14 protein-coding genes are annotated in these 13,235 nt (G+C 56.2%); 4 read left to right on the top strand and 10 right to left on the bottom strand.

Annotated elements, in window-relative coordinates:
• Positions 1-3: 3 nt before the first annotated feature.
• Both MRY17_RS04860 and MRY17_RS04855 read right to left on the bottom strand, forming a co-directional pair.
• Positions 4-1,185 (bottom strand): amino acid ABC transporter permease, encoded by a 1,182-nt coding sequence (locus tag MRY17_RS04860; protein ID WP_124431570.1) that lies wholly within the window; start codon positions 1,183-1,185, stop codon positions 4-6.
• A 72-nt stretch (positions 1,186-1,257) separates the two neighbouring features.
• Positions 1,258-2,289, bottom strand: coding sequence for an amino acid ABC transporter substrate-binding protein (locus MRY17_RS04855; protein WP_016978213.1), 1,032 nt, complete (start codon positions 2,287-2,289; stop codon positions 1,258-1,260).
• A 345-nt stretch (positions 2,290-2,634) separates the two neighbouring features.
• On the opposite strand from MRY17_RS04855, the gene MRY17_RS04850 reads away from it, so the two are divergent.
• Together MRY17_RS04850 and rhlB are read left to right on the top strand one after the other, a co-directional pair.
• Positions 2,635-3,291, top strand: coding sequence for an alpha/beta hydrolase (locus tag MRY17_RS04850; protein ID WP_191951615.1), 657 nt, complete (start codon positions 2,635-2,637; stop codon positions 3,289-3,291).
• Between the two features lie 95 nt (positions 3,292-3,386).
• Positions 3,387-4,847: an ATP-dependent RNA helicase RhlB gene (gene rhlB, locus MRY17_RS04845; RefSeq protein WP_191951616.1), complete on the top strand. Its 1,461-nt coding sequence runs from the start codon at positions 3,387-3,389 to the stop codon at positions 4,845-4,847.
• An 84-nt stretch (positions 4,848-4,931) separates the two neighbouring features.
• Here rhlB and moaE read toward each other — a convergent pair whose 3' ends face one another.
• The 5 genes from moaE to MRY17_RS04820 form a co-directional block, all read right to left on the bottom strand.
• Positions 4,932-5,381 carry a molybdopterin synthase catalytic subunit MoaE gene (gene moaE / locus MRY17_RS04840; protein ID WP_243353366.1) on the bottom strand — a complete coding sequence of 150 codons (450 nt, stop codon included), beginning with the start codon at positions 5,379-5,381 and terminating at the stop codon, positions 4,932-4,934.
• A gap of 2 nt (positions 5,382-5,383) precedes the next feature.
• Positions 5,384-5,626 carry a molybdopterin converting factor subunit 1 gene (gene moaD / locus MRY17_RS04835; protein WP_243353365.1) on the bottom strand — a complete coding sequence of 81 codons (243 nt, stop codon included), beginning with the start codon at positions 5,624-5,626 and terminating at the stop codon, positions 5,384-5,386.
• Entirely contained in the window at positions 5,623-6,096 is a 474-nt protein-coding gene (moaC, locus tag MRY17_RS04830) for a cyclic pyranopterin monophosphate synthase MoaC (protein ID WP_243353364.1), read from the bottom strand. The genes moaD and moaC overlap by 4 nt, the downstream gene beginning before the upstream one ends.
• Before the next feature lie 150 nt (positions 6,097-6,246).
• A complete protein-coding gene (locus MRY17_RS04825; protein ID WP_057724660.1) occupies positions 6,247-7,641 on the bottom strand; it encodes a PhoH family protein in 1,395 nt (464 codons plus the stop codon).
• Positions 7,642-7,981: 340 nt separating this feature from the next.
• Positions 7,982-9,106 (bottom strand): polysaccharide deacetylase family protein, encoded by a 1,125-nt coding sequence (locus MRY17_RS04820; protein WP_243353363.1) that lies wholly within the window; start codon positions 9,104-9,106, stop codon positions 7,982-7,984.
• A 440-nt stretch (positions 9,107-9,546) separates the two neighbouring features.
• Here MRY17_RS04820 and MRY17_RS04815 point away from each other — a divergent pair, with 440 nt between their 5' ends.
• A complete protein-coding gene (locus tag MRY17_RS04815) occupies positions 9,547-10,179 on the top strand; it encodes a DUF1062 domain-containing protein (protein WP_124422464.1) in 633 nt (210 codons plus the stop codon).
• A 55-nt stretch (positions 10,180-10,234) separates the two neighbouring features.
• Positions 10,235-10,990, top strand: a complete 756-nt coding sequence (locus MRY17_RS04810; protein WP_199771546.1) for a thioesterase II family protein — start codon at positions 10,235-10,237, stop codon at positions 10,988-10,990.
• A 42-nt stretch (positions 10,991-11,032) separates the two neighbouring features.
• Here MRY17_RS04810 and MRY17_RS04805 read toward each other — a convergent pair whose 3' ends face one another.
• From MRY17_RS04805 to MRY17_RS04795, 3 genes are all read right to left on the bottom strand, one after another.
• On the bottom strand, positions 11,033-11,785 hold the full coding sequence (locus MRY17_RS04805; RefSeq protein WP_124422462.1) for a creatininase family protein: 753 nt from the start codon (positions 11,783-11,785) through the stop codon (positions 11,033-11,035).
• Positions 11,782-12,666 (bottom strand): dihydroorotate dehydrogenase, encoded by an 885-nt coding sequence (locus MRY17_RS04800; RefSeq protein ID WP_191951619.1) that lies wholly within the window; start codon positions 12,664-12,666, stop codon positions 11,782-11,784. The genes MRY17_RS04805 and MRY17_RS04800 overlap by 4 nt, the downstream gene beginning before the upstream one ends.
• Positions 12,667-12,736: 70 nt before the next feature.
• Positions 12,737-13,225: a nucleoside 2-deoxyribosyltransferase gene (locus MRY17_RS04795; RefSeq protein WP_124422460.1), complete on the bottom strand. Its 489-nt coding sequence runs from the start codon at positions 13,223-13,225 to the stop codon at positions 12,737-12,739.
• Positions 13,226-13,235: the final 10 nt, after the last annotated feature.

Below are 13,235 nucleotides of genomic sequence, written 5' to 3'. Positions count from 1 at the left end.
TCCTCACCGCTCGATCAGCGCAATGCGCTTGTTGTACCAGTTCATCAGCAGGGAAATGCTGATGCTGATCGCCAGGTACACGCTCATGGTGATGGCAATGACTTCGATGGCCTGGCCGGTCTGGTTGAGCACCGTGCCGGCAAACAGCGAAACCATTTCCGGGTAACCGATACCGGCGGCCAGCGACGAGTTTTTCGCCAGGTTCAGGTATTGGCTGGTCAGCGGCGGAATGATCACCCGCAAGGCTTGCGGGATGATGACCTTGCGCAGCGTCGGCCCGGGGCGCAGGCCCAGGGAGCGCGCGGCTTCGGTCTGGCCGTGGCTGACCGACTTGATGCCCGAACGCACGATCTCGGCGATAAACGCGGCCGTGTAGACGGTCAGCGCCAGGGTCAGTGCCAGCAGTTCGGGAATCAGTACCCAGCCGCCGACAAAGTTGAAACCTTGCAGCTTGGGCATTTCCCAGTGCAGCGGTGCACCGAAAATCAACGCGCACAACGCCGGGATCACGATGAACAGCGCCAGGCCCGCCCAGAACTTATGAAACGGAACACCGGTGGCTTCAAAGCGCTTGTTGGCCCAACGGGTCATCAGCACGATCGCCGCAATGGCAACCACGACGCTGACCACAAACGGCCAGAACCCGTCAGCGGCAAGCGCCGCCGGCATATTCAGGCCACGGCTGCTGACGAAGAAGGTGTCACCGAAATTATGGCTGTTGCGCGGCCCCGGCATGGTCAGGAACACCGCGAAGTACCAGAACAGGATCTGCAGCAGCGGCGGAATGTTGCGGAACACTTCCACGTACACGGTCGCCAGCTTGTTGATCATCCAGTTCGGCGACAGCCGTGCCACGCCGATGACAAACCCGAGCAGTGTCGCCAGGATCACGCCAATAAAGGTCACCAGCAAGGTGTTGAGCAAACCGATCACAAACACCCGGGCATAGCTGTCCGATTCGGTGTAGTCGATCAGGTGCTGCGCGATGCCGAAGCCGGCACTGCGCTCAAGAAAGTCGAAACCCGAGGTAATGCCCCGGTGTTGCAGGTTGGTCTGGGTATTGTTGAAGAGGTACCAGCCCAGCGAGACCACCGCCACAATCGTGATGATCTGGAAGAGCCACGCACGCACTTTGGGATCGCTGAAGCTGAGCTTCTGCTTGGGTGCGCCGATTTGATTTTGCATGAAGTGCCCCGGAAAGAATGGAACAGAACATCACCCGGCGGTTGGCCCACCGGGTGACAGAACCATCAGCGATCAGCGCACAGGCGGTGCGTATTGAATGCCGCCGTTGTTCCACAGCGCGTTCAGGCCACGGTCGATTTCCAGCGGGGTGCTCTTGCCCAGGTTGCGCTCGAACACTTCGCCGTAGTTACCGACTTGCTTGACGATCTGTACCACCCAATCCTTCTTCACTTTCAGGTCTTTGCCGTATTCGCCGTCGGCACCGAGCAGACGAGCAACGTCCGGGTTCTTGGTGGACTTGGCTTCAGCTTCGACGTTCTTGGAGGTGATACCGGCCTCTTCGGCATTGAGCATCGCGTAGCCAACCCAGCGCACGATGGCCAGCCACTCGTCGTCGCCGTTACGCACGACCGGGCCCAGGGGCTCCTTGGAAATGGTTTCCGGCAGAACCACGTAGTCCTTCGGTGCGGCCAGCTTGCTGCGCTGGGCGAACAGTTGGGACTTGTCGGAGGTCAGCACGTCGCAACGCCCGGATTCCAGCGACTTGGCGCTTTCATCGGAGGTGTCGAAGGTGATCGGGGTGTACTTGAGGTTGTTGCCACGGAAGTAGTCGGAAACGTTCAGCTCGGTGGTGGTACCGGCCTGGATGCAGATGGTTGCACCGTCCAGTTCCTTGGCGCTTTTCACGCCCAGCTTGTTGTTAACCAGGAAACCGATGCCGTCATAGTAGGTGATGAAGCCCGGGAATTTAAGGCCCATGCCCGCATCGCGGGAGCTGGTCATGGTGGTGTTGCGTGACAGGATGTCGACTTCGCCCGATTGAAGCGCGGTGAAACGCTCCTTGGCGTTCAACTGGCTGAACTTGACCTTGGTCGCGTCGCCGAAAACGGCAGCGGCCACAGCGCGGCACACGTCAGCGTCAATCCCGAGGATCTTGCCGCTGGCATCCGGCACCGAGAAACCCGGCAGGCCGTCACTCACGCCACATTGTACAAAGCCTTTCTTCTGCACGGCGTCCAGGGTGGCGCCAGCCTGGGCAAAACCACTGACACCCAATACAGCGGCCGCGGTCACGATGGCCAGGGTGGATTTCAATACCTTCATTCAAACCTCCAGTTGCTCTTGTTGTGTCGGAGCTCCAACCTCAGCGCACCCTTATGAGGCGATATCGACCCGTGTTGGCTTTTTTTGGGGTCAAGCAGCATGAGATCTTTGCGGTAATTCCAGTTGCTTTCCCACAAGCGGCAGTCACTGATAGTGTTACCGTCCTAGGAGAGTTCTGACATCGACCTACACATAGCAAGGCCCGTACCAGAGTGCTGGCTGAGTCGCTGAGCGCTCTGTTCAATGGCAAAAGATTCAACCTTGCGACATTCTCTTAACAGATCAACCTGTCGCGCACCGTTGCGACGCACCCAATCGGAGCGCCTGCACATCTATGGAGCAAACATGACCGAACCCTTGATTCTAGAGCCCACCAAGTCCGCAGACGCCTGCGTTATCTGGCTGCATGGCCTGGGCGCCGATCGCTACGACTTCCTGCCGGTGGCCGAACTGCTGCAGGAAACATTAATGACCACCCGCTTCGTTTTGCCCCAGGCGCCCAGCCGCCCGGTGACGATCAACGGTGGCTACGAGATGCCGAGTTGGTACGACATCAAGGCCATGAGCCCGGCCCGTTCGATCAGTCTGGACGAACTGGAAGCGTCGACCAAAATGGTCACGGATTTGATTGAGGCACAGAAGAGAACCGGGATAGACGCTTCGCGCGTTTTCCTGGCTGGCTTCTCTCAGGGCGGCGCAGTGGTTTTCCACACTGCGTTTAAACAATGGCAGGGCCCCCTGGGTGGGGTCATCGCCCTTTCCACTTACGCGCCAACTTTCGACGATGAGCTGGAATTATCCGCCAGCCAGCAACGCATCCCGGCCCTGTGCCTGCACGGCCTATACGACGAGGTGGTACAGAACGCCATGGGCCGCAGCGCCTATGAGCATTTGAAGACCCGTAGTGTCACCGTGACATGGCAGGAATACCCAATGGGCCACGAAGTGTTACCCCAAGAGATACACGATATCGGCACTTGGCTGGCTGAGCGCCTGCGCTGATCCCCGCGTTTATGTAGTTGTATGACAGACGCACTACGCCGCGCCCGATTCTTGCATTACACTGGCCGGCGTACATTCCTTAACCAATTAATGAGATGACCGTGCTCAAAGCACTCAAGAAGATGTTCGGCAAAAGCGAGGCTGAGCCGCTCGCGCCTGTTCCCAGTGCTCCCGTCCCGCCAACCGGCAGCCGCAATGACGGCAGGCAGCCCGCACGGACGGCAGCCGTCGCCCAGCCGAACGTGACAGCGCCTGAACAGGCAAAACCGGTTGAGGCCGCTGCCGCGCCAGTCGCGCCAAAGCCTCGCCGCGAACACGCCCCGAAGCCGGTCGTCATCCCGTGGAAGCTCGAAGACTTCGTCGTCGAGCCCCAGGAAGGCAAGACCCGCTTCCACGACTTCGACCTGGCCCCGGAACTGATGCACGCCATCCAGGACCTGGGCTTCCCGTACTGCACGCCGATCCAGGCGCAGGTGCTGGGCTTCACCCTGGCCGGCAAAGACGCCATCGGCCGCGCCCAGACCGGCACCGGCAAGACCGCCGCGTTCCTGATCTCGATCATCACCCAACTGCTGCAAACGCCGCCGCCCAAAGAACGCTACATGGGTGAACCGCGCGCGCTGATCATCGCCCCTACCCGGGAGCTGGTGGTGCAGATCGCCAAGGACGCCGCCGACCTGACCAAGTATACCGGTCTCAATGTGATGACCTTCGTCGGCGGCATGGACTTCGACAAGCAGCTCAAGCACCTGGAAGCCCGCCACTGCGACATCCTGGTCGCCACCCCGGGCCGTCTGCTCGACTTCAACCAGCGCGGCGACGTGCACCTGGACATGGTCGAAGTGATGGTGCTGGACGAAGCCGACCGCATGCTCGACATGGGCTTTATCCCGCAAGTGCGCCAGATCATTCGCCAGACCCCGCCAAAAGCCGAGCGCCAGACCCTGCTGTTCTCCGCGACCTTCACCGAAGACGTGATGAACCTCGCCAAGCAATGGACCACCGACCCGTCCATCGTCGAGATCGAAGCGCTCAACGTCGCCAGCGAAAACGTCGAGCAGCACATCTATGCGGTGGCTGGTGCCGACAAATACAAGCTGCTCTACAACCTGATCAACGACAACGGTTGGGAGCGCGTGATGGTATTCGCCAACCGCAAGGACGAAGTGCGCCGCATCGAAGAGCGCCTGGTGCGCGATGGCGTCAACGCCGCGCAACTGTCCGGCGATGTGCCGCAGCACAAGCGCATCAAGACCCTGGAAGGCTTCCGCGAAGGCAAGATCCGCGTGCTGGTGGCCACCGACGTGGCCGGGCGCGGCATTCACATCGACGGCATCAGCCACGTGATCAACTTCACCCTGCCGGAAGTGCCGGACGACTATGTGCACCGTATCGGTCGTACCGGGCGTGCCGGGGCTGCGGGTGTATCGATCAGCTTTGCCGGGGAAGATGACTCGTACCAGTTGCCGTCGATCGAGACGTTGCTGGGACGCAAGATCAGCTGTGAGACGCCGCCGACGCATTTGCTGCGCGCTGTAGAACGCAAGCGCCCTTAAGCTCAAATGCAATAAAAGTGTGGGAGGGGGCAAGCCCCCTCCCACACTTTGATCTCTGCTGGTTTTGAGATTTGTCCTGGCTGGCTATTTCCAGCGATCTGCTGCCGAGTGATCACTGGCCCGCCCTTCAACCCAACGCGCACCTTCTGGCGTGGTCTCTTTCTTCCAAAACGGCGCCCGCGTCTTCAGGTAATCCATCACAAACGCACAGGCATCAAACGCCGCCTGACGATGCGCACTGGCCGCCGCCACAAACACAATCGGCTCACCCGGCTCCAGCGCGCCGATGCGATGCAGCACCTCCAGCTTGAGCAACGGCCAGCGCTGTTCCGCTTCCACCGCGATCCTGGCCAGGGCTTTTTCGGTCATGCCGGGGTAGTGTTCCAGAAACATCCCCGACACCTCGCGTCCGTCATTGAAGTCGCGCACATAACCGACAAAACTCACCACCGCGCCCACGCCGATATTGGCCGCGTGCATCGCGTTCACTTCGGCACCGGGATCAAAGGCCTCGACCTGCACACGAATGGCCATGCTCAGCCTCCGGTCACCGGCGGGAAAAACGCGACTTCATCGCCGGCTTGCAGCGGTTCGTCGAGCGCGCACAACTCTTGGTTACGGGCGCACATCAGGCTGGTTTCGTTGAGCACCGCAAAGTCCGGTCCACCCGCCAAGGCTTGGCGTACGGCGTCGACGGTCGCGAAGTCGCCTTCCATCTCCAGCGAATCCAGGCCAATCGCTTCGCTGTAACGCGCAAAAAACAATACGTTGATGCTCATGCCTGGTCCGCCTTGAAATGCCCGCTTTTGCCGCCGAGCTTTTCCAGCAGGCGAATATTTTCGATGATCATGCCACGGTCCACCGCCTTGCACATGTCGTAGATGGTCAGTGCCGCGACGCTGGCGGCGGTCAGGGCTTCCATTTCGACGCCGGTCTGGCCGGAGAGCTTGCAGCGCGCCAGGATGTAAACGGCATTGTCACCGTCGGCGCGCAGTTCGACCTTGACCCCGGTGAGCATCAGCGGGTGGCACAACGGGATTAGATCGCTGGTTTTTTTCGCCGCCTGGATCCCGGCAATGCGGGCCACGGCAAATACGTCGCCCTTGGGGTGGGCGCCGTCGACAATCATTTTCAGGGTGTCGGGCAACATGCGCACCCACGCTTCGGCCACCGCCTCACGGAACGTCACGGCTTTGTCGGTGACGTCGACCATATGGGCGCGACCTTGGGAATCGAGATGAGTCAGCACAGCGATACTCCTGATCAGGAGCAGCGATTGTAAACCTATCGCCGATCAAAATGTGGGAGGGGGCTTGCCCCCGATGACGGTGGGTCAGTCAACAGAGATGTTGAATGCACCACCGTCATCGGGGGCAAGCCCCCTCCCACATTGATCGCGTTACAGGTGAGACTCTGCGTATTCGGCCAGAATCGAACGTGGCACGCCCTGCAGCGCGATATGCACGCCGTTCGGGAAATCCTTGAAGCGTTCCGTCAGGTAAGTCAGCCCGGAGCTGGTCGCGGACAGGTAAGGGGTGTCGATCTGCGCCAGGTTGCCCAGGCACACCACTTTGGAACCGGCGCCGGCACGGGTGATGATGGTTTTCATCTGGTGCGGGGTGAGGTTCTGGCATTCATCGATCAAAATCAGACTCTGCTGGAAACTGCGGCCTCGAATGTAGTTGAGGGATTTGAACTGCAACGGCACTTTGCTGAGGATGTAGTCGACGCTGCCATGGGTGTTTTCGTCATCCATGTGCAAGGCTTCGAGGTTGTCGGTGATCGCCCCCAGCCATGGCTCCATTTTTTCCGCCTCGGTGCCGGGCAGAAAACCGATCTCCTGGTCCAGGCCCTGCACGCTGCGGGTGGCGATGATGCGGCGGTAGCGCTTGGTCACCATGGTCTGTTCGATGGCGGCGGCCAGGGCGAGGATAGTCTTGCCCGAGCCTGCCGCACCGGTCAGGTTGACCAGGTGAATGTCCGGATCGAGCAGCGCATACAGCGCCAGGCTCTGGTAGATATCACGCGGTTTCAGGCCCCAGGCTTCCTGGTGCAACAGGGGTTCCTGATGCAGGTCGAGGATCAGCAACTTGTCGACCTGGATCTCTTTGATCCAGCCCACGAAGCCCTGCTCGTCGACAATGAACTCATTGATATGCACCGCCGGCAGGTTGTCGATCAGCTGTACCTGGTGCCAGGTGCGACCGTGGTCCTGGCGGGTTTCGACTTTGCTGACGCGGTCCCAGAACGAGCCGGTCATCATGTGATAACCACGGGACAGCATCGACACGTCGTCAACCAGTTGGTCGGTACTGTAGTCCTCGGCCGCGATCCCGCACGCCCGGGCCTTGAGGCGCATATTGATGTCTTTGGTCACCAGCACCACGCGCAGGTCCTTGTCGCGCGCATGCAGGTCGATCAATTGGTTGATGATTTTGTTGTCGTTCAGGTTTTCCGGCAGCAGGCTGTTGGGCTCGTTGCGCTTGCTCATCAGGATCGACAGCAAGCCCTTGGGCCCGCTCTTGCCGCGCTGGATCGGCACGCCGACTTCAACGTCCTCGGGCGAGGCTTCGCCCAGGGTCTTGTCGATCAGGCGGATGGCCTGGCGGCATTCGGCGGCAACGCTGTGGTGGCCGCTTTTGAGTTTGTCCAGTTCCTCCAGCACGATCATGGGGATGGCGACGTGGTGTTCTTCAAAGTTAAGCAGTGCGTTTGGATCGTGAATCAGTACGTTGGTATCAAGCACATAAAGGATTGGCTGGTCGGAAGAAGGGGTGCGTCCATGATCATCCATACTCGGTCACCTTTGTGGGAGCCAGTCGACGCAATACCTGGGCGGTGCTGCGCCTCGATTCGACCACCGACTGCACCTTGAGTGAGGTCAAGTGCAGTGCCCACATGAGGAGTCTTGGAAGACGCCACCTGTGCTGCAGGTTTCGGCGGTCTGACTTCGTAATACCGCAAAACCCATGACAGGAAAAAGCACTTTGACGCTTTTTTGAAGTTTATTTTTCAGGATGACGAATAGCACTAGCCGAGTGCCAGGTACCCCGTTAAAGTCGGAAGTCCGCCTGCATCGAAATGTCGCGGCAAATCACCCCAGAAATCTCCCTCGACCAGAAGAACCGGGCATTTCATCGAAATGCTTCACGACAGTCCTGCCAGCCCAAGCCGCTCTGCGCCGTTGTCTGCAACACCATTGGCAGTGCCGCCCGCGCCTTGTCCTGGGTGTCGTGAAACACAATCACGCCTTTGCGCCACAGCAGCATCAGCGTCAGCACCCGTTGCGCCGACTCGTCGGCCTTGAGCCTGCCCGGATCGTCCTGGGAATCGATATCCCATAACGCCACTTGCAGACCTTGAGCCTGGAAGAATCCCTGGCTATTCGCGCGCCGCTGCCCGTAGGGCGGTCGGAACAGCGGCACATAGTTTTCCGGCAGCAGGTTTTGCACCAGTGATGCGCTGCGGGTGATGGAGTCCTGCCAATCGACCCAATGGCTGTGAGAGCGATACTGCCACCCCTGGATACCTACGCACTGCCCCTGATACAACGCCTGCACATCCGCGACAGAACTGCGCTCCACGCGGGTTTGCAGGCTGCTGCCAAGGGTGAAGAACGTGGCGTTCATCTTTTGCTTGCGCAGGTAGTCGGCGAGCCAGTCGGTATTGCCGCCGACCGTTGCCGGGCCGCCGTCGAAGGTCAGCAGGAACATGCGATCGTTGAGCTCGTCGCCATTGCGTTCGTGATCACCAAAGCGCGCCACTTCGCTGCTGATCTGTGGCAACAGTGCGGCCTTGCGCAGCAGTTCATCGAGATAGCGCTCATGAAAGTGCCGGCTGGGGGCGGCCCAGCCTATATAGAAAGAGTCGTCACTGACGTCGAACTTGCCGGCCTGTTCGCGCAGGTCGTCCATGTTTTCCACCAGGTAGCAGAACGAAGCGTCTTCCTCGCAGCTTTGCTGGGCGAATGTGTAGTTCTCCAACAACCGTTGCCAGAGTTGGCGACGCAGGTCGTCGATGGCGGCCAGGTTGATGATCTTCAATCCCAGGCGCTGTTTGAGCGCGGTTTCGTCCTGGGCTTCGCTGGCAATCAAACCATGGGCAAACATCAGGGTTTCCGCACGCGAGGCCACGTCGAACAGCGCCGGGCTGCCAAGCTTTTCGGGCCAGGTACCACGGTCCAGGCTGGCCACGTCAACAGGGGCCGCGTAGGCGTTCAGGCATAACAGGCATGCCGATAACAGAAGCGTTATTCGCACACAGCATCATCCTTTGCAAAGTTGTCGGGCACTATAACCGATCACCGAGAAAAGGATCAGCCAGACTCGATTTCATCTCCCGACCGAAGTGCGGGTCTACTAACGCTGCGGCCACCCTGGCCGCTATAAACCTCATTGATTGTGATTGAACAGCGCCTCGTGGCCACTTGAAGCACACGCTGCTTCAAACATAGAAGCCTGTACCGCGCCACACCCACTTTTACAACGCGCCCTATTAGCCACGCTGGCGCCGTTTACTCTCATGGATAAGCATTTGATCAAATGGAACAGCCCCTTCGCCTACACAAATTTACATAAAGATACAAAAAAAACACTCAGTAACAAAAGACTCTTCTAAGCTAAATCGTTGCATGTACGAACCACTTGCCCTGCCACGTGCGAAGCGTTAAATTCAAGCAGCATTTCTCAAGGATGAAGATATGAAAAAGGGAATTATTCATTGGCTAGTGAAGCCTATTGGGTGTCAGTCAATAACAAAGCGTTGTCCGACGTGCGAGATAAAAAAACTTTTCTATCCCTCAGGGTGTTTCCGCGTTAACGCTCAGAAAAAAACGCTGGACGTGTGGAATATCTACAAATGTGAAAAATGCAACTACACGTGGAATATAGATATATTCCCACGCATCAACACCAATAAACTCAACCCTGAGTTGCTCGAACATTTCACACAGAATAATATCGAACAAGTCCGTCGTTACTCATACGACTACCCAATCTTAAAGAAAAACAATGCCGAACTTGGTCCGATCCCGGAATTCATCATTGACGGTTCCGACCCCTATGCGCTTAGCGATACAGACATCGTCGAAATTCAAATACTTTTTGAATATTCCATACCTGTTCGACTGATCAATATACTCACTCGTAAACTATCGCTTTCTCGCGGCGAAGTCACCAAACTTGTAGATCACCGCGTAATTCTGGATATCGCCCCGCAGGACCTCAATAAAAAACTCAAAAAAACGTTAACCTTTCGATTTGACTTGCAACACTTCTACCAGATTGACCCGCCCCTTTGCACATCGATCAGGGAGCCGCTGGAAAATCAATAATTTCGACAGTCTGATTATCATCAGATATTCGTTTCTATTTCGGAGTATGCCAGCAGTGCTGATCACGACTCAACCTTCGCCGAACAAACTCAATTTAATTTGTTTTCCCTACGCGGGGGGCAATTCAAATTTCTATCTGCGCTGGGGCAAACAGCTAGGCCACGATAGTGTTATCCATCCCGTCCACTTGCCCGGTCGTGGCAACAACATAAAAACCCCTTCATTGAGTGATATGGATTACTTGATCAATATACTTTCACGTGAGCTCACCGCCTTTCATGACATGCGTTTAGCCTTCGTGGGAACGAGTATGGGAGGTTGGATTGCCTACCATCTAGCGCAAAAATTTTCCCGCCTGCATTCTCCTCTATTTCCCGAATGCGTTGTTCTCTGCTCAACGGCCTCGCCTGAATACCGGGTTGCTTTGCCCGACCTTGACGACATTGATGCCGAGACCGCGCTTTCGCGAATTAAAAACTTTAACCCAGCCTGCATGAAAACGCTTCGCCACCCTGAACTCGCTTCACTCTTCCTCCCTGTTCTGCAAGCCGACTTCAAACTTTGCCGCGAATGGAAATTTGAAAACACACCGCGCCTCAACTGTCCCATCATCGCATTTCATGGCGAACAGGACAGCTTGGTTTCAAAAGAAATGATGCATAACTGGCACACGCTGACGGATCAATCCTTTGAGTTGACCCACGTCCAGGGCGACCACTTTTTCAGTGAAACGCCTCCCGCGGAGTTCTTCGCTCACCTCAAAAAAAGACTCAACGATTTTTCCGCCGCCAACTCGCTGGTTCAGTCATAAAAATGTAAGTGCGCCATCTTCCATGGCGCACTTATTTTTAAGCTACGCCTTCTCTGTGACCATTTTTCTTACGGCTTGCCGCACATGGTCGAATATCAGTTCGCCAATGCGCGCGCTCGAACCAGACGTTTTCGATAATACCCCTCTCGTGGACGACTCAGGCGCAAGCGGTAGGCTATATACCCCACATTGTGGAGGGTGTTCGTGATCCGGTCGGTCGGAGGATACCAGTTCGGGCCTCAGGTGCATCATTAAACTAGTTTCAGTAACACCGGCATGTTCAGCGTGCCAGCCGGGAAAATCGGGTAGATTGTCGACAACCCATGCATTGCTGACCATGCTCCACCAACTGAAGGCCAACACAGAACGCTCGGCGAATGCCCCCGAGCTGCGAACCCTGTCTAGCGCCTCGAAGATGAAACCCTCATTTTCATAATGCCCATTTATAATCACTATTTGTCCGAACGGCAGTGCACTCAGGCTCTTCAACGCGTCTGTCAAGTAGTTAACAAATGTGCAACCGTCAACAAATACTGTGCCGGGAAACTGGAGCCCTCCTCCACTTTGTGGCAACGACCGAACGGATAAAGGCTGTACCGGTAGAATAATGCCACGGCAATCGAGCGCCAACGCTTTTGCGAACGCTTCGGGAATGATGGTATCAACGTTCAATGGTAAGTGAGGCCCATGCTGCTCTACACCACCAATGGGCCAAATCAATGTGCGACCGTTCACACTCGAACATATCGACTCACTTGAAAACTCTGCAAAGTATTCCAGGCCATCGGCTCTCATTCTGCTGCCTCCGCGACAAGTACGTGTTCACAGTTCGACTCATATTCTTGCGTAATACGCTCAAGCGTTGTGAACATATCGCTGTGTAAGGCCGAATACACTTGAATCGTTTCGGCACCTGCCAACATATACTCGTGCACATCCAAGCCACTTTGCACGCCACCACTGCCCATGATTGGAATAACGATCCCCCGTTGCCGAAGATCATAGATAGCTGCAAGCACCATTGGCTTGATTCCGGGACCGGAATATCCACATATGCCTCCAAGTACCGCTTTTCCTTTGACCAGATCGAACGCTATTCCGGAAATGGTATCACTAAGGGTCACCGCACTTGCGCCTCCGTCTATAGCCGCGTGTACTCGCTCGTGAAGGGATTGTCCCAGTGAAAGCTTTACCGAAAAATGGACGTCGGTATTTTGTCGCACCGCCTGCGCATAAGCGTAAACACGCTCGGGTGTATCTTCCATCACATCATCGGCATGTAAGCAAGAGATTCCCAACTCCAAGGGACAGTCACTGACCTCGCGAATACTATCAACCAAAGATCCTAACGCATCAGGAAACGGTGCATGCACAGAGGCAATAATTGGAAGACGTTCTTGCTTAAACTGGCTCAACAACCCGAGCCAATCGTCCACTTTTCTTTTCGAATAGTTTGTATTATTCAGCAGCCCCGTCCCGATGGAATAGATACGCTCCGAATGATTTTTTTCAGAGATCGGATAAATGGTTTTTGTGACAACCGCGCCTGCACCCCGCTTTACTAACTGACGGATATTTTTCGCCTGATCCGACAGTAATCCAGAACCGACAATAATGGGTGACTTCAAACTCATACCCAACACACTGTAATCCGCTACCTTGCCTTGATTACTCATTACTTGATCCCCGTGATCATTACATCAATCCTTTATGCCGGACCGTATCTGATACGCTATTTCAATGCGATCAGGCAGCTATCAAGCCTTGAAGTATTTCTCCAATTTGTGCTGGTCGCTTACGAAATTCCTGCACATCAAGCTTGGACAATTTACAAATATGCTCAAGGCCCTTAAGCAAGTGACTCCCTCCCTCCACTATCGGCAGCTCAGTTACCAACAACACAGGCCGCTTCAAGGCGGACGCCCAACCAAGCTCAATATGAGTGCCATCCGTACGCAATAACTCACTGCCTGCCAGAACCGGTAATATCGGCATGAACACATCGCACTCCTGCATCCAGGCGAAATCACGCTTGGATACCATTTCAGGAGTAAACGCCGGGGTATCCACACCAAATCGTTCAGCTTTATGTGCCGATAACACTTGCCCATTCAGCTGCGTCACAGCCTGGATGGCAAGCTCAATCGTCTCTTTCAGTTCTTCATGGAAGCCGTCTCGACGGATCGCAAATTGAATAGGACCACCAATAAAAACCTTTAAATTTCGCAATGGCATACGCACCCCT

The organism is Pseudomonas orientalis, assembly GCF_022807995.1.
Lineage (GTDB): Bacteria > Pseudomonadota > Gammaproteobacteria > Pseudomonadales > Pseudomonadaceae > Aquipseudomonas > Aquipseudomonas orientalis_B.
Note: the sequence above shows the minus strand (reverse complement) of the source record. Positions and strands in the feature narration are given on the sequence as shown.

What these genes read in the sequence shown, in the direction of transcription:
- rhlB (WP_191951616.1), top strand. Translation starts at nt 3,387, where the DNA reads ATGACCGTGCTCAAAGCACTCAAGAAGATGTTCGGCAAAAGCGAGGCT.
- MRY17_RS04800 (WP_191951619.1), bottom strand. Translation starts at nt 12,666, where the DNA reads ATGAGTAATCAAGGCAAGGTAGCGGATTACAGTGTGTTGGGTATGAGT.
- moaD (WP_243353365.1), bottom strand. Translation starts at nt 5,626, where the DNA reads ATGAGCATCAACGTATTGTTTTTTGCGCGTTACAGCGAAGCGATTGGC.
- MRY17_RS04860 (WP_124431570.1), bottom strand. Translation starts at nt 1,185, where the DNA reads ATGCAAAATCAAATCGGCGCACCCAAGCAGAAGCTCAGCTTCAGCGAT.
- moaE (WP_243353366.1), bottom strand. Translation starts at nt 5,381, where the DNA reads ATGGCCATTCGTGTGCAGGTCGAGGCCTTTGATCCCGGTGCCGAAGTG.
- MRY17_RS04855 (WP_016978213.1), bottom strand. Translation starts at nt 2,289, where the DNA reads ATGAAGGTATTGAAATCCACCCTGGCCATCGTGACCGCGGCCGCTGTA.
- MRY17_RS04850 (WP_191951615.1), top strand. Translation starts at nt 2,635, where the DNA reads ATGACCGAACCCTTGATTCTAGAGCCCACCAAGTCCGCAGACGCCTGC.
- MRY17_RS04795 (WP_124422460.1), bottom strand. Translation starts at nt 13,225, where the DNA reads ATGCCATTGCGAAATTTAAAGGTTTTTATTGGTGGTCCTATTCAATTT.
- MRY17_RS04805 (WP_124422462.1), bottom strand. Translation starts at nt 11,785, where the DNA reads ATGAGAGCCGATGGCCTGGAATACTTTGCAGAGTTTTCAAGTGAGTCG.
- MRY17_RS04825 (WP_057724660.1), bottom strand. Translation starts at nt 7,641, where the DNA reads ATGGATGATCATGGACGCACCCCTTCTTCCGACCAGCCAATCCTTTAT.
- MRY17_RS04815 (WP_124422464.1), top strand. Translation starts at nt 9,547, where the DNA reads ATGAAAAAGGGAATTATTCATTGGCTAGTGAAGCCTATTGGGTGTCAG.